This is a genomic window from Emcibacteraceae bacterium (assembly GCA_041396985.1).
Classification (GTDB): Bacteria; Pseudomonadota; Alphaproteobacteria; order Sphingomonadales; family Emcibacteraceae; genus Pseudemcibacter.
Window position 1 is genome coordinate 226,716 of record JAWKXO010000004.1, and the last position, 16,743, is coordinate 243,458.

The 16,743-nt window shown below is 48.1% G+C and carries 15 protein-coding genes; 12 read left to right on the plus strand and 3 right to left on the minus strand.

Translation table 11 applies throughout. The features are described 5' to 3' along the window. Positions 1-7: 7 nt before the first annotated feature. The 5 genes from R3D86_11970 to R3D86_11990 are packed head-to-tail and all read left to right on the plus strand — an operon-like array spanning position 8 to position 4,567. On the plus strand, positions 8-1,051 hold the full coding sequence (locus tag R3D86_11970; GenBank protein MEZ5758927.1) for a tRNA-dihydrouridine synthase: 1,044 nt from the start codon (positions 8-10) through the stop codon (positions 1,049-1,051). 15 nt (positions 1,052-1,066) lie between these two features. Then, positions 1,067-1,408 carry a cupin domain-containing protein gene (locus tag R3D86_11975; GenBank protein MEZ5758928.1) on the plus strand — a complete coding sequence of 114 codons (342 nt, stop codon included), beginning with the start codon at positions 1,067-1,069 and terminating at the stop codon, positions 1,406-1,408. A gap of 2 nt (positions 1,409-1,410) precedes the next feature. Beyond that, entirely contained in the window at positions 1,411-2,499 is a 1,089-nt protein-coding gene (locus R3D86_11980) for a histidinol-phosphate transaminase (protein MEZ5758929.1), read from the plus strand. A gap of 1 nt (position 2,500) precedes the next feature. After that, positions 2,501-3,997, plus strand: coding sequence for an aldehyde dehydrogenase (locus R3D86_11985; GenBank protein ID MEZ5758930.1), 1,497 nt, complete (start codon positions 2,501-2,503; stop codon positions 3,995-3,997). A gap of 21 nt (positions 3,998-4,018) precedes the next feature. Further along, a complete protein-coding gene (locus R3D86_11990) occupies positions 4,019-4,567 on the plus strand; it encodes a hypothetical protein (protein MEZ5758931.1) in 549 nt (182 codons plus the stop codon). Between the two features lie 3 nt (positions 4,568-4,570). On the opposite strand, the gene R3D86_11995 is transcribed toward R3D86_11990, so the two are convergent. Both R3D86_11995 and R3D86_12000 read right to left on the minus strand, forming a co-directional pair. After that, positions 4,571-5,914: a hypothetical protein gene (locus R3D86_11995; GenBank protein MEZ5758932.1), complete on the minus strand. Its 1,344-nt coding sequence runs from the start codon at positions 5,912-5,914 to the stop codon at positions 4,571-4,573. Between the two features lie 86 nt (positions 5,915-6,000). Further along, positions 6,001-7,626: a thiamine pyrophosphate-binding protein gene (locus tag R3D86_12000; protein ID MEZ5758933.1), complete on the minus strand. Its 1,626-nt coding sequence runs from the start codon at positions 7,624-7,626 to the stop codon at positions 6,001-6,003. A gap of 102 nt (positions 7,627-7,728) precedes the next feature. On the opposite strand from R3D86_12000, the gene R3D86_12005 reads away from it, so the two are divergent. The 7 genes from R3D86_12005 to R3D86_12035 all read left to right on the plus strand — a co-directional run bounded on the left by R3D86_12005 (position 7,729) and on the right by R3D86_12035 (position 15,403). Next, complete coding sequence (locus R3D86_12005; protein ID MEZ5758934.1) at positions 7,729-8,544, plus strand: IclR family transcriptional regulator; 816 nt, start codon at positions 7,729-7,731, stop codon at positions 8,542-8,544. A gap of 64 nt (positions 8,545-8,608) precedes the next feature. Beyond that, on the plus strand, positions 8,609-10,048 hold the full coding sequence (gene hpaB, locus R3D86_12010; protein MEZ5758935.1) for a 4-hydroxyphenylacetate 3-monooxygenase, oxygenase component: 1,440 nt from the start codon (positions 8,609-8,611) through the stop codon (positions 10,046-10,048). Next, positions 10,048-10,434, plus strand: coding sequence for a hypothetical protein (locus R3D86_12015; GenBank protein ID MEZ5758936.1), 387 nt, complete (start codon positions 10,048-10,050; stop codon positions 10,432-10,434). Before hpaB ends, R3D86_12015 begins: the two co-directional genes overlap by 1 nt. Then, complete coding sequence (locus tag R3D86_12020) at positions 10,434-11,267, plus strand: class III extradiol dioxygenase family protein (protein MEZ5758937.1); 834 nt, start codon at positions 10,434-10,436, stop codon at positions 11,265-11,267. Before R3D86_12015 ends, R3D86_12020 begins: the two co-directional genes overlap by 1 nt. Beyond that, the gene (locus R3D86_12025; protein MEZ5758938.1) at positions 11,264-12,625 is read left to right on the plus strand and encodes a reductive dehalogenase; all 1,362 of its coding nucleotides are present in this window, start codon (positions 11,264-11,266) and stop codon (positions 12,623-12,625) included. Before R3D86_12020 ends, R3D86_12025 begins: the two co-directional genes overlap by 4 nt. An 81-nt stretch (positions 12,626-12,706) precedes the next feature. Continuing rightward, a complete protein-coding gene (locus tag R3D86_12030; GenBank protein ID MEZ5758939.1) occupies positions 12,707-14,038 on the plus strand; it encodes an MFS transporter in 1,332 nt (443 codons plus the stop codon). An 18-nt stretch (positions 14,039-14,056) separates the two neighbouring features. Then, positions 14,057-15,403 carry an MFS transporter gene (locus R3D86_12035; protein ID MEZ5758940.1) on the plus strand — a complete coding sequence of 449 codons (1,347 nt, stop codon included), beginning with the start codon at positions 14,057-14,059 and terminating at the stop codon, positions 15,401-15,403. A 37-nt stretch (positions 15,404-15,440) separates the two neighbouring features. Here R3D86_12035 and R3D86_12040 read toward each other — a convergent pair whose 3' ends face one another. Then, entirely contained in the window at positions 15,441-16,529 is a 1,089-nt protein-coding gene (locus tag R3D86_12040) for a serine hydrolase domain-containing protein (GenBank protein MEZ5758941.1), read from the minus strand. Positions 16,530-16,743: the final 214 nt, after the last annotated feature.

The following is a 16,743-nucleotide window of genomic DNA, read 5'->3' on the forward strand; positions in this document are numbered from 1 at the left end:
AAATTTAATGAAAAAGCTTAATGTCAAAACAGGAAAAACCCGCTTAAAAAACCCGCTTATCTGTGGTTCGGGTGAGCATTTCATCGAGCTTGACGGCATAGAACGCGCGCTCCGGGCCGGGGCCGGGGCCGTTGTCATAAAATCAACCAACGAATCCGACGCTGCCAAATCCCAGCTGGAAAAAACCGATTATGCCCTGCTCGACAGCAATTTTGATAAACTGCCCTGGGATTTTAACCCGCCGCGTGATGCATCACTATTCAATCGTTCCGGTCTTCACCCAAAACCGTTTGATGAATGGCTTGAAATTGCCGTGAAAGCCGACAAAATGGCCGCAGAATATGACGCCTATTCAATTGCCAGCCTAATCCCCGCTAGTCTTGATCAAACTATTGATTATGCTAAAAAAATAGAACAGGCGGACATTCGCATTCTTGAAGTCAATGTTGGCGCCCCACATGGTGATGAAGCGGCAAAAGGGGCAATCCTGCTGGAGCGGCAGGCAGCACATATAAAAGAAATCACCTTGGCTTTAAGGAAAGCGGTCAATATCCCGCTCTGGATCAAACTGACCGGACAAAGCCAGGAAATACCGGCAATGGCTATGGCTGCCAAGGAGGCTGGTGCCGATGCTGTCACCCTGATGGGGCGATATATGGCTTTTATCCCGGATATTCATACGCAGGCCCCCATGCTCGGCACACATGCTGCCTACGGCGGGCCGTGGGCATTACCGCTGACCTGTCACTGGCTGGTAAAATCACGGGAAAAAGTGGGTAAGAAATATCCGCTTCTGGCAACAAATGGTGCGAGATCGGGGCATGACATCGTCCGCTTTATGCTTGCTGGCGCCAGCGGCGTACAGATGACGAGTGCCATTTTCAGCGGCGGCTATGGTGTCATCACAGATGCCATAAGGGAGTTACAGGATTATCTCAATGAAAAAAATATGGATGCAGCCAACCTGATCGGACTTGCTGCTGACCGTGTAAAAACATATGCTGAACAGGAAAACAGAAAAGATTACTGGCGTCAGTTTACGCCCAAATAAAGATAAGGAATAATCATGCAAATACCAAAAGTTGACTGGTCAAAAATGCCCTGGAAAAAAATCCGTGATGGTGTCTATCAGAAAGCCTTTACCGGTAAAGGGGCGACAATCGCCATGCATAAACTTGAACCACAGCATGAACCGCGCCCCCATAAACATGAATATGAACAGATCGTCTATATTATGGCCGGGGAAGTAGATTTCCATGTCGGTGATGATGTTCACCGACTTGGCCCAGGCGGGCTTTTGGTTGTGCCGCCAAATGTGATGCATCATGCCGAAGTTGTCGGTGATGAGGATGTCTTAAACCTTGATGTATTTTCACCGGCGCGCAGTGATTTTTTTGAGCAAGCCTGAATATGACAAAAATTAAACCAAACAAATTTATCAGGGACTCACCGGCGCAACCACAACCGCCAGCCGAAAATAAACCACCACAGTTTAAGATCAATATGGCCCTGAATGAAAGCCCCTACCCGCCCAGCCCAAATGCACTTGAGGCTTATCATGAGACGGCAAAGTTTTTAAACCGCTACCCCAATTACAGTTCTGCGGAATTACGGCTGGTGCTCGGTGAAAAATACAATCTTGATAATACGCGCATTATGTGCGCGGCAGGGTCGGAACAGATTTTAAGCTATATCGCCCGCGCCTATATCAGCGAAGGCGACGAAGTCATCCACCCCAGATACGGGTTTATGGTGTACCGCTTTAACATTGCCATGCAGGGGGCCAAATCAGTTCCTGTGGAACATGATGATTTCATCGTCAATGTTGATTATATTCTGGACGCAGTCACCGAGAGAACAAGGCTTGTGTTTCTTGATAACCCGGGAAATCCGACGGGAACCTATGTGCCTTACACCGAAATTGTCCGCTTAAGAGAAAATCTGCCGGAACAGATATTACTGGTGCTTGACGCCGCATACGCTGAATTCGCCAGTGAAGCGGACTATGACGCCGGGTTTGAGCTGGTTGATAAACATGAAAATGTCATTGTCACCAGGACCCTTTCAAAACTTTATGGCCTAAGCGGCCTACGCATTGGCTGGGCATACAGCACGGAAGAAATTATCAATACCCTGCTTCATCTTAAAGGCGGGTTTAACGTTTCTAAACCGGCACAATCGGCGGGTGCGGCCGCCGTCCTTGATCAGGATTATGCTGATAAGGCCCGGGACAAATGCCGTGCAGGAATTGATTATCTGACCCGTGAGCTGCGGGCAATGGGGCTTAATGTCACCTCAAGCGTGTGTAATTTTGTCATGCTTCATTTCCCAGATGGGCGCGATCAGATGAAAGCGGCAGACCAGCATTTAAAAGAGTGCGGCATTATGGTTGGGCCGCTTGGCGCTTATAATCTTTCAAGCAGCCTTCGGATCACCGTCGGCACCGATGATGAAAATCGCGCCTTTATCAATGCCATGAAAGATTTTATGGAAAAATAATATGACCTTACCGGATTATTCAGAATGGCAGAAAATGGCTGCCGAGTTTAAGCATCAGACGAAGGCTTTTATCGGTGGAAACTATGTTGATGCCTTAAGCGGCAAAACCTATGAAACCATTAATCCGGCAACGGAAAAAATGACAGCCCATGTTGCTGCCTGCGATAGTCATGATGTGGACATTGCCGTAAAGTCTTCCCGCACTGCTTTTAATAACGGGCACTGGTCACGTATGGCCCCACGCGACCGCGGCGCCATATTGCAAAAACTTGCCGGACTGGTGCTTGAGAATGCCAATCTGCTGGCCCTGATGGAATGCCTTAATGTCGGCAAGCCGATCATGGAGGCGCGGATGGCGGATATCAACCTCGCCGCTGCCGCCTTAAAATGGTACGGCGAAGCGATTGACAAGCTGACCGATGAAATTATTGCCACCCCGGATAATGTCCGTGCCACAATAACCCATGAACCGATGGGCGTGGTCGGTGTGGTGGTACCATGGAATTTTCCGCTGCTTATGGCTTGCTGGAAAATTGCCCCGGCTCTTGCCGCAGGAAACAGCGTTATTGTCAAACCATCGGAACAAACCCCGCAGTCAATTTTGAAACTTGCTGAACTGGCCATCGCTGCCGGCCTTCCCGAAGGCGTGTTTAATGTGGTGACCGGACACGGAGCGGAAGCCGGAGCGGCCATCGGTCTTCATCATGATATAGACTGCCTGACTTTTACCGGCTCAACCGCCATCGGCAAAAAATTTCTGGAATATTCAGGTCGTTCAAATATGAAAACCGTGTGGCTTGAATGTGGCGGCAAAAACCCCAACATAGTTATGGCCGATTGCCCTGATATGGACAAAGCCGCGTTAAGCGCCGCCAATAATATATTCTTTAATCAGGGTGAAATCTGTGCCGCCGCTTCGCGGCTTCTGGTGGAGGAAAAAATCAGAGATGAATTTATTGAGCGCGTCGCAGCCATCGGTAAAACCCGCGTGCCCGGCGACCCGCTTGACCCGAAAACTAATCTTGGGGCCATCGTTGACCGCAATCAATTTAACAAAATAAATCACTATATTAAAAAGGGTGTTGAGGAAGGGGCCGACCTCGCACTGGGCGGAGATACGGTGAAAGTAAATGGTTCCGGATATTATGTGAACCCGACCATTTTCAAAAATGTTAAAAATGACATGACCATTGCCCGTGAGGAAATATTCGGACCGGTTCTGGCCGCCATCAGTTTTACGGATATTAATGATGCTATCCGCATCGCCAATGACAGCCCATATGGCCTCACGGCCGGCATCTGGACCCGTGACATCAATGTGGCCCATAAAGCGGCCCGCGACCTTCAGGCAGGAAGTGTATCCATTAACAGTTATAGCTCAATCGATATTGCCCTGCCTTTCGGCGGATATAAACAGTCCGGCATCGGTGTTGACAAATCGCTCCATGCCATTCACAAATATACCAATATAAAATCAACCTGGCTCGAGCTGGACTGACACACAAATTTGGGGGAACATATGAAAAATACTATTATCATTTTTTTGAGCTTTTGGACACTCACATCAATTTCCTGGGCGCAGGTAGATCAGGGAATAATTGATGATGCAGTCGAGGCGGCAAAATGGGATATGGATTGTAATGAGTTGTCCTGTCTTTTTAAGCGGGATATCTACCACAACAAGGGAGATGAAGTAGATATCATTTCAGTATTCATTGAAATTAATAAAAAGACAAAAGATATTGACCGTATGGTGATCTTTTATCCTGGTACGGCAAGTGTTGAAAATGGTGGATTTATAAGCTTTTTTAGAACGATTGAGAAAGACGGCGAGTTTTCAATTGAAGGCAATAAGGAATTTATTACGCGATTGCCTTTTGATTTTTGTGTAGAAGATGGATGTCAGGCAACTGTGATCCCCGATGAAAATGGTCTCATCAAATTTGACCTTAAGGAACAACTATTAGACAGTTCACATTTATGGTTTTTATATCAGAATGAAGGGCAATCTGTCAGGGCATTATCGTCCCTATTTAGTTTTCAGGAACAATATGCCCAACTGCCATAATATTTAGGCGACCTGCTTTCTTGGTGTCATGCCGACCTGACCTTTAAATTCACTGTCCTGAACGTAAAGATTGGCAAGGCCCTCAGCGACATATTCTTTTGTAAAGGTCAGATCACGTCCCTGATATTTACAGTTGGCAATGACCTGATCAATAATGAATTTCGGCTGGTAAGCGGCTAGTGCTTTCCCGGCAACATTAACAATCTGGTCAACAGTAAACTGAAAAATATCTTCCGTAAGCTCGAGACCGGATTTTCTTGCCACCCCTTCATAAATGGCCCGGAATGCTTCAAGGGACGGATCCTTGGTTTCCAGCTTATAAGGAATACGACGTAAAAATGCCGGATCCATAAGATCATCCGGTGCCATATTGGTCGAAAAGATCACCAGTTCATCAAATGGCAATTCAAATGACTTGCCCGAATGAAGTTTCAGAAAATCTATCCGGCTTTGCAGCGGCACGATCCAGCGGTTCAGAAGCTGTTCGGGGCTGACCTGCTGTCGGCCAAAGTCATCAATGATGAAAGTTCCGTTCAGCGCTTTGATATGGAGCGGTGCTTCATAATATTTACTGACCTCATTATATTTAAGATCAAGCATTTCCATATTAAGCTCACCCCCCGTGATCACTACAGGACGTTTGCAGGGTACAAAACGTTTATCGACCATTTCACGGAAGAGTTTGCGGCGTTCCTCTGGCGGGTTTTCCACTTCAACGCTGTTATGAACGGACGCATCAAACACTTTGATAATCGTGCCGTTCACTTCAATCGCATAAGGAATATAAATAACAGTGTCATAAATATGGGCCACTTTTTCGGCAACTGTCGTTTTACCGTTCCCGGCGGGACCATATATCAGAATGCTCATGCCCGAATTTACAGCGGGGCCCAGACGGCGGGTAAATTCATCCGGCACGACAATATCAGAAAATGCTTCTTCAATATCCTCGGGGGAAACACGCTCATCACCGATCGCCTGGTCCCGGACCTGTTTGCTGTATGCTTCTAGGGACACAGGGGCCGGACCAAAATACTGATTCTGGTTCAAGGCATCCTGCACAAATTTTCTGCCCGCTGATGTCAGATTATACCGCAGGGTTCCCATCCCCCCTGTTGCGCTGGTAATGGTGCCGACTGATTCTATTAATTTCCGGTTTGTCATCACCTGCAGCGCATGATCAACCACATTGGTCGGAAGCTTGATTTCATTGGAAAGCTGGACACCAGTTTCCATATTTTCAAGATACATTCCTTTACCGATTAATTGCAGTACGATGTTCGGATCGTAACCAACTTCACTAAGTTTTAATGGGGCTTTTGGTTCATAATACATATTTGCACTCACTCTTTTCCTTTTATCTCCAAAAGGATAGTTGCAAATATTTATTAAACCACGGTTACAAATAGATAAAATTGTCCGCAAATAACGTATTAATTTCCGCGGACACGTTCCCGGAAGTATAAATGCCATGGTTGCGGCGTATCTTCCAGCCTTACCTGAACCTCTATAAGTACTGGTCCGTCATGGGCGAACCCCTCCTTAAGCGCAGCCCTTAGCCCTTCGGGACTGTCAGTGCGGCATGACTTAACCCCGAAGCTTTCCCCAAGTTTGACAAAGTCCGGATTTATAAGATCGGAAGCAATCACCCTTCCTTTATGAGTTGTTTGTTGTATGCGTTTGACATTGCCAAAGCAGTTATCATTAAAAACAACACAAACCATCGGAATATTAAACTGAACGGCCGTGGCCATTTCCTGAACATTGAACATAAAGCCGCCGTCTCCGGCGACGGTCACGACTTTTTTGTCCGGGTTTGCCACCTGAACGCCAAGCCCGGTGGCATATGAGTGGCCCAGAGTTCCCTGATAACTCGGGTATAAATAAGTGCGTGGATGATAAACCGGGAAACCATCCCGCGATGCATAGCCCACCTGGGTCAGATCCGTGACAAAATGCCCGTCTTCCGGCAGCTCGTCCCGTATCACTTTCATATAGGCGACCTGCGGGGCCATGATATTGACTTCCTTTGCCACCTCGGCCTTAACCGCGGACATTTCAGCAACCGACCATTTGGGCGGGCAGCTTCCAATTTCCTTGTTCAGTGCCTTTAACCCCTCTGCCGCATCACAGTGAATAGCTAGGTCAGGAGTACTGAGGCGGTTCATTTCCTCTTCATCAATATCCATACGAATAATTTTCAGATTGTCATCAAGTCCCCAATCATCGATCTGCGGTGTCATGCGGCTTCCAACACCCAGAACCACATCTGCATCTTTCCATAAATAATGTCCTGCAACCGGTACCATGGCATAATCATCTCGCGCGTCCATCACACCCAGCGAATTGACCGACACCACCACCGGCACCCCGAGAGCTTTACTAAGTGCACGAACTTCCGGCGAAGCATCAATGGTACCACCTCCGGCAAAGATTACCGGACGATGCGCATTTTTTAGCATTTCTGCCGCTTTTTTAATTTTAGCCAAATCCGGTTTTTTGGGGGACTTTTTTTTAAAGACCTCAGCCTTTTCAACATCCTCGACCATCGGCATGATATCCATTGCCATTTCGATTTCGACGGGGCGGACCCGGCCATTTGAAAGCGCATCAAATGCACGGGCCATCGCCTCAGGCGTATCGGATGGTCGGTCAATCCTGTGGGCCATTTTTGTTATTTTTTCAGCAATTTCAAGCTGGTCACGGATTTCATGAAGCTGACCGGTTTTTCCGTTAATTTTTTTTGATGGTATCTGACCGCATATACACAGCATCGGCGTATTACAGGCATACCCCGTGGCAATTGCTGCGCCGGCATTTAAAAGTCCCGGACCCGGCACCACGAAAAAGGCACCAACCTTACCCGTTGACTGGGCATAACCATAGGCCATATAAGCTGCCCCCTGTTCATGGCGGGCATGGATGACGTTAATTTCATTACGCCGGTCATACATGGCACTGAAACTGTAATCAAGATGAGCGCCAGGCACCCCGAACACCTGATCAACTCCGTTGGCAATTAAACTATCGACAATGGCCTGCCCACCTGTCATCTTCATCACATACACCTCTTATTCGTGTTCCATTATTTAATACTTGGTTTCAGTATTTGAGATTTATAACATTATGTGTATAATTACAAGTCTATGGGAGAATAATGCGTGAACAAACAAAAAGATATTGCTGATAACGGCTCGATGGTGCGCTCTCTTGCCGTGACTTTTAAACTTCTGGACACCATGGCCAATGCCGGTGAACCAATGAGAATAACGGAAATTGCCCGGCAGCTGGGCGAAAGCAAAGCCAAAATACATCGTCACTTAAGCACTCTGCGCAGTCTGGGGGTGGTTGAGCAGGAAAAAACGTCGGAAAAATACAGGCTGGGCTGGAAACTTTTCCGCCTTGGCCAGGCGGCGTTTGAACAGTTTGACCTTAAATCCATTGCCGAGCCACATATGGCCCGTCTTCGTGATTTGACCAACCAGTCTGCGGTGCTTGCTGTTCCATCCGGCGGAGAAGCCATGGTCATTGCCAGCATGGATAACAGCAGTGATACATCATTGAGGATTTCTGCGGTTCCCGGTGCCACGCCACCAACCACGGCTTCGGCGCAGGGACGTATTGTTCTTGCCTACGCCACAGATGATCACAGGGAACAGCTGCTTGGTGGACCACTAAAAGCCTATAATAAAAAAAGCATCACTGATATCACCGAAATCCGTAAACGCCTAAATCAGATCAAAACCCGTCTTTATGAAACATCCATTGAGGAAGTGATGCTTGGATTTAGCACCATTGCCGCCCCTATTTTTGATTCTGATGAAAAACTCATTGGCACAGTTGGCATCATCGGATCGGTACAATATATTGCCGATCCGCCTAACCCGCAACAGATAGCCCACGTGCAAAGCTGCGCTGCAACCATATCAAAAATATTTAACTCAAGTGCCTACGATGGCATTGCCGATCCATTTTAATCTTTATTTTCGGAACAACGTATCGTATAATGAGACATTATTAAAATATTAGCTGGAGCAAAAAATGGCCATTCGGACCGGAAAAGAGTATTTGGACGCGATATCAAAACCAAAAGATATAAGAATTGATGGTGAAAAAATTACCAATGTGGTGACCGATCCCCGCTTTGCCGGCGGGGCCAAAACCATGGCAATGATTTTTGATCTTCAGCACCGTGAAGACCTGATTGATAAAATGACTTATGAGGAAAATGGCGAACGCTATGGCCTCTCCCATAAAATGATCAAAACGAAAGAGGATCTGGCCCAGCGCAAGGAAATGTTCAAAATCTGGTCCGATGCCAGCTGCGGCACCTTCGGCCGCAGTCCTGATTATATGAATGTCTACCTGATGGCCATGAATGCGGCCGCTGACCAGTTTGGCGACTTTGCCGATAATGTCAGAAACTATTATAAATATATCCGCGATAATGACCTTTCGATGACCCATACTCTGGTAAACCCACAGGTGGACAGATCAAAACCGGTCGAACAGCAGGATAAAGATCTGGCCGCAAAAATCGTTGAAACCAATGATAAAGGTATTGTCATTCAGGGGGCCAGAATGGTTTCCACCCTGTCCGCCTATGCCGATGAAATCCTGGTTGTCCCATCCGGCATAATCCAGAATAATCAGGAAGCGGCCCCCTATGCTTTTGCCTTCGGCATTCAGACGGATGCCCCGGGGATCATCCATATTTCCCGCCCGTCCGTCGTTCATCAGAATGAAGGCCACCCGATGGATTACCCCCTTTCCGGTCGTTTTGATGAAACCGATGCCATGATTATTTTTGATAATGTATTGGTTCCCTGGGAACGGGTTTTTACCCATGGCGACGTGACCATGTGTAATGAATTTTACAAGCGGACCAATATCGGTGCCCATATTCTTGACCAGTCAACAGTCAGGAGCCTGGCCAAGGCCGAATTTTACCGTGACCTTGCCTTTACCATCGCCGACAGCACAAAAACAGACGGCTTTATCAATGTGCAGAATATGCTGGCTGAACTGATGACCACTGTTGAACTGGTCCGCTGCGTCATTACCGCCGCCCATGCGGAGGCCAAACTGGTCAATGGGGTTATGTCGCCCAATGCTGCACCTTATGCCGCCCTGCGGCTACGATACCCGGATATGTATCAGCGCATGTGTGAAATTATCCGTATCCTTGGTGCCGGTGGTCTTGTTGCGGTGCCGTCTTATGCCGAATTTGACAGTGATACCAAAGATTTCGTTGAAAAATACTTCCAGTCTGCAAATGGTGACAGCCGCTCACGCACAAAACTGTTCCGCCTTGCTTATGATGCGTCCATTTCAAGCTTTGCCGGACGTCAGCAGCTTTACGAACGCTATTATTCCGGCGACCCTGTTCGCGCAGCGGCAAATATGTATAATAATGCGGATAAGGAACCGGGAAAAAGCCGGATATGGTCATTTCTAGATGAATATGAAAAGAGCCTTTGATGAGCGAAAAATGGAAAAAAGTTGAGGATATCAAAACACCGCCCGGTCCGGTGACCTTCACGATGGAGCATTCCCAGAACGGCTACCGCATGAATGCCATATGCTACAGCCTTAAGCAGGAAGAAAACCGTAAAAAATTTAAGAAAGACTTTGAAAAATATATGGCTGATTTTGGCCTGAGTGAGTTTGAAAAGGAGCTGGTTCGAAGCCGTGACTGGCTTAAAATGATTCATTATGGGGTAAGTCCCTACCTGATTGGAAAAATGGCTCAATGCTTTGATTTAAGCTTTATGGATTGGGGGGCCTTTATGCGCGGCGAACAGGCAAAAGATTTCATGGAAAGAAATATTCCCCTACTGAAAAATTACAATAAGGATAGTAAGTAATGGCGAATTTTGTTGGCGGGATATGCACATCCCATAACGGGGCCCTGATGCATGGCTGGGATTACCAGCTGCGTGAAGACCCGATCTGGACGCCGCTGTTTGAAAGCTATGATCCGGTAAGACAGTGGATAAAGGATAAAAAAGTAGATGTCCTGTTCTTTGTTTTTAATGATCATATCAGCAATTTTTTCTTTGACTGCTATCCCACTTTTGCCATCGGCATCGCTGAACAATATGAACATGCCGATGAAGGAAGTGGCCCACGTGACCTTGCCATTCCATATGGCGACGTGCCCTTTTCCCGTTATATGGCCGATTATCTGATCCGTGATGAATTTGATCTGGCTGTCTGTCAGGAAATGAAACTGGATCATGGCATCATGGGACCGACCCCTTATATGCTGGACCAGCCATGGCCGGTAAAATTTGTACCTTTCTGCGTCAATGTTATCCAGCACCCTATCCCCAGTGTCAAACGCTGCTGGAAACTTGGAAAATCAATCCGCAAGGCGATTGAGGCCTACCCGGAAGATATCAATGTTGCTGTGGTTGGCACAGGCGGCCTTTCCCATGAACTTCAGGGTACCAATTTCGGTCGGATCGAGCTCGACTGGGATAATGAATTCATGGATAAATTTGAAGTTGAACCGGAAAGCATGCTTGACTGGGACGTGAAGGAATTTATGGACCGTGGCGGCTCGGAAAGCGCCGAAACCGTGATGTGGTTTGCCATGCGCGGCGCCATGAACAAAAAGGTAAAACGCATTCACCGCAATTTATACCGTGGCATGCTGACCGGGATGGCGGTTCTGGTTTTTGAGGATGCTGAATGAATATATTCTCGCGCCGCAACCGACCCCCGTACCTCGGCACATATCCGATGGAAAAAATAAGGCGCGTAGATAGTCCCACCACCCTTATCATAGAAAACGAAGTTAAACGTGTTCCCCGCCGGGCGGACGGCTTTATCCGGGCCGATCACGGTGACTTCGGTGAACAGCAAAAACAGGCCCGCATCCGAACCGGGTCGTCAACGACTAAAGGGGCAAAGGTTCCCTTAAACGGCGCCTTCGGTGATAATATCAGAAGCTTTATCCCGCTTCAGGACGGGGACGTTGCCGCCAAAAAAGCGCCCATCCCGGATGATCCGGAACTGATTGCCAATAATATGAAATCGCTTGCCTATTTCCTGGATGCCGATGTGGTCGGTATCTGCGAAGCAAAAGACTATTGCTGGTATTCCCATGATCGGGACGGAAAAGAAATTAAGGCCCGCCATAAATACGCCATCGTTATTCTGATTGATCAGGGATTTTATACCAATGATGCCTCAACCGGCGATGACTGGATCAGCGGATCACAAAGCTACCGCGCCTATCTGCGCGGCGCGGAAATCGGCAATATCATGGCCGCTTATATCAGGAACCTGGGCTATGAGGCGCGTAATCACACGGCTATGGATAGTGAAGTTCTGCATCTACCGCTCATTCTGCTTGCCGGTCTGGGGGAGCTAAGCCGCATTGGTGAAGTGGTGATTAACCCTTTTATCGGACCACGGTTTAAATCGGTGGTGGTGACCACCAATATTCCCCTTAAAACCGATAAACCCATTGATTTCGGCTTACAGGATTTTTGCAGCAAATGCCAGAAATGCGCCCGTGAATGCCCTGTCGGGGCAATCCCTTACGGTGATAAAATAATGTATAACGGCTATGAAACTTGGAAACCGGATGTGCCAAACTGCACCAGTTACCGGGTTTCTAACCCGAAAGGTGCCGGCTGCGGCAGATGTATGAAAACCTGCCCTTGGAACAATGAAGGGATACTGGCTTATCGCATCGCCACCTGGATAGCGATAAAAATCCCGTTCATGCGCAAATTTCTGGCTCGGCTTGATGATTTTGTCGGCAACGGCAATCAGAATAAAACCCACCGCTGGTGGTTTGATCTTGATAATGATAATGGCAAAATTGTCATTCCCAAAGCCACCAATGAAAAGGGTATTCATCCGGATAAAAAGCGACCTAAAAACCACCGGATATCCTATTATACGGTGGATAGTTTACCAAAGTTTGATGAAAAAGGGGCATGGCCCTTTGACCGTAAACGCGGATGGGCGTTGAAAGACAAACTGGAAACACCGGATGAGGCACGAAAAAGGGCAGAAAAAACAAGTAACAGGCCATCTTGAATTAGCTGGATAAAACTCTAAACTGCTCTTAATATAACAGAATAATAATAAGCATAATTTGATTACTCAGGGGAGGAAAATTTGAGTTTAGAAAATGTGCAGGAAAAAGAACAGAAGTCGCTCACCTATGCCTGGTTTGTCGCCATTCTGCTTATGCTGGGATATACACTTTCCTTTCTTGACCGGGAAATTCTCTCCCTTCTCATTAATCCGATCAAGGTAAAATTTGGCCTTACCGATTTTCAGGTAAGTCTGCTGATGGGCCCCGCTTTTGCAATTTTTTATACTGTTATGGGCGTCCCCCTTGGCTGGGCGGCAGACCGTTATAACCGGACCCGCCTTATAGCTGCCGGTATGACCCTCTGGAGCGTTATGACAGGTTTTTGCGGCCTTTCGGCAAATTTCTTGCAGATATTCCTGGCCCGGATCGGAATCGGGGTTGGCGAAGCCGTGCTAACGCCGAGTGCGGTTTCACTGCTTTCCGATTATTTCCCAAAAAATAAACTGCCCTTCGCCATGAGCATTTATTCCATGGGCCTTTTTATCGGTGGCGGTATGGCCCTGATCGGTGGTGGCGCTGTACTCACCGCACTGGACGGGGTGACATGGACTATTCCTTTATTCGGGACACTGGAATTCTGGCAGATCGGCTTTCTGATTGCCGGAATGCCCGGCGTTTTACTGGCCATCATTATTTTTATGGTCAGGGAACCCAAAAGAAAGGAAATGGCAACGGACTTAAGCGGCGCTGAGCAAAAAGCCTCCTTTGCTGTCGCCTTTGATTATATGTGGCGTCATAAAAAACTGTTTCTTTGTCTTTTTATCGGCGGTTCCATGGTCGCCATTTTACAGTATCAGTCGCTCTGGTACCCCGAACATTTAATGCGCGCCTTTGACTGGGACAGGGCCCAGGCCGGGAAAGTCGCCGGTTACCCGACCGTGCTTGGCGGTATTGCCGGGCTGCTGCTGGGCGGACAATATATGAGCGTTCAAAGCAAAATGGGCCGGAAGGACGTTGCCGTAAAGCTCGCTTTCTTCAGCGCTGTCGGTATCGGCATTCCCGCAGTACTGATGCCGATTATTCCATCAGTCATGTTTAAAATTATCGGCATTTCCATCGTTAAATTCTTCGTCGCCATGCCGCTGATTGCCGGCACCACCGCGATTAGAATGGCCGTGCCCAACCAGATGCGCGGACAGTTCACCGCCATGTATTTTGTTTTTGTCGGGCTGATCGGGGCAACGCTTGGGCCGGTGATGCCGGGCTATATCACCACATTTATTTTCAATGAAAATACGGAGATGCTCAATTATTCACTATCCATTTCGGCGGCCCTTACCATTCCGTTCAGCACCATACTTCTCTGGATCAGCTGGGGCGAATATAAAAAGCATGTCTATAAAGACGATTGATAAGAGGGAGAAAATTAGGTGAGTGAATTAAAACCACTAGCAAGCGTTGAAGAAAAGCTGGACCACAGCATTACCTATGCCTGGATCATAACGGCGATGTTAATGCTATGCTATACATTTTCGATGCTGGATAGGGAAATTATCTCGCTGCTGGTTGATCCGATCAAAGCAAAGTTTCAGGTTACGGATTTTGAAGTCGGCCTGCTGATGGGGCCGGCGTTTGGCATTTTTTATACGGTGATGGGAATTCCGCTTGGCTGGGCGGCGGATCGCTATAACCGAAAAAACCTGATCACTTTTGGTATTACCCTCTGGAGCTTCATGACCGCCTTTTGCGGCCTTGCCGGAAGCTTCGTTCAGCTTTTTATCAACCGGATCGGCGTTGGCGTTGGCGAAGCCACCCTGACCCCGAGCGCCTCTTCGCTGCTTGGGGACCTCTTTCCAAAAGATAAACTGCCGCTTGCCACCAGTGTCTATTCACTTGGTGTATTCATGGGTTCCGCCCTTGCCATGATCGGCGGCGGTATCCTGCTTTCCCATATCAAGGGCGTGACCGTCACATGGCCGATTGTCGGCACCCTTGAATACTGGCAGCTTACCTTTGTTATTGTCGGGCTGCCCGGTCTGATTCTGGCGCTTATTGTTTACCAGATTGTTGAACCCAAAAGGCGCGAACTCGCCCTGGACGCGACAGGAAAAGTGGAAAAAGTATCTATGGTGAGTGCCTTTTACTATCTGCTTGACCATAAAAAACTGTTCCTCAATTTCTTCCTCGGTGGCTCCATCATTGCCACGATCGGTTATCATTCCGCGTGGTATCCGTCGCTCTTTATGCGCACATGGGGCTGGACCGAACAGGAAGCGGCTTTTGCCACCGGTTTTCCGTCCCTGATCGGCGGCACAACCGGGCTGATCCTCGCCGGGATAATCATGAGCGAAATGGTCAAAAAAGGCACAAAGGATGCCGCCCTAAAAATCGCCTTTATCTCCGCGCTTGGTATCGGCATACCTGCAGTCACCATGCCACTGATGCCATCAGGGATGCTGGCGGTTGTTATCATGATTTTTGCCAAACTGTTTGTCGGTATTCCGCTGATCACTGGCATTGCCATGATCCGCATGTCGGCCCCGAACCAGATGCGCGGACAGTTCACCGCCCTCTATTTCGTTTTTGTCGGTGTGATCTCAACCAGCCTGGGCCCGGTCATTCCCGGCTTTTTCACCACTTATATATTTAATGAAGATGTCGCCATGACAAGATATTCCCTTGCCATTGCCGCCGGGGTTGTGGTGCCGATTGGCGCCACTCTGATCTGGCTTGGCTGGCAGGAATATAAAAAGGTTGTCTATACGAGGGAAGATTAACTTCCCCCGCTAAGCATATAAAATTAAAAGAATAAGTTTATTTTTTTGTGTCCGGCAGTATGGTGTCGAGCACAATATCTTTGACCGCGCCGCTGCTGACCCGGTAGCGGTTCATGAACACAATCACCGCGCGGTCCATATCAACAAACCGTTCGAAATAGGCAACAAAGCCCGCGACCTGACCGCTGTGGCTGGTGGTGTTAAGCCCGCGGTCTTTTCCAACGCGCCAGCCCAGCGCATAACCGGTTTCGGTGCCGTCCGGCAGCACACCGGAAGTCCACATTATTTTTTTGGAAGCTTCAGAAAGGAGCCTGGTGCCATGTAGCGCCGCATCCCATTTCGCCATATCCGCGGCGGAGGAAAGCAGCCCCCCTGCCCCAAGGGTTGATGTGGTCTCGGTCGCGTTTCTATTGATCAGCTCCCCCCGTTTATTGACCCAGTATCCTTCAGCGCGGCCTTTGATAATTGCTTCCGGGTCGGCAAAGCGTGTCTGTGTCATGCCAAGCGGCTCAAAAATACGTTTTTTTAAGACTTCGCCTAGCGGCATATGATCAACCTGCTCGACAACCATACTGGCCAGATAATATCCGGTGTTGGAATAATACCAGCCCGTCCCGGGGGCAAAATCCATCGGCCGGCCATTGGCAATTTTAATCACGTCCTGCGGGGTCAGCCGAAGGCGGTAAACATCATATGTATAAATTTCCTCATAATCGGGAATGCCGGATGTGTGGTTGAGCAACTGCTTAACCGTGACCCCGAGCCAGTCTGTCGGCAGGTCGGCCAGATATTTTGATATCGGATCATCAAGGCTTAATTTGCCTTCCTCCACCTGCATCATGGCGGCGGCGGACACAAATTCCTTGCTGATGGAACCGATCTCAAACACATGATCTTCCGCCACATCCACATCCAGTTCGACATTGGATTTGCCGTAGGTGCGAACGAATTCAAGCTTGCCGTCTTTGGCCACCGCCACCAGGGCGCCCGGCACATTATTATCCGCCATATAACCCCTGATCCGCTCATCCATTTTTTGAAGCTCGGCTTCCGATGGCTTCACATACTGGGCATAGGCCGCTGTCGAACTAATAAGGACCAATAAGGCCGCTAATATGGATTTCATGACTTCCTCCCGAATTTTTATGATCCGGTCAAACTTAACAGGCTTTAAAATGCAATCCAAATAATTTAATGAGGAAATTTAGCGGCAACACCACCTTGGACAAAAAATAAAAAACCATCTATAGTTTAAGTGGTAAACATCCGGAAAATCAAATTGGGGGAATTATGACAAATCAATTTACGCAGTCTTCTTTGATTATTCCTTTGATCATTTC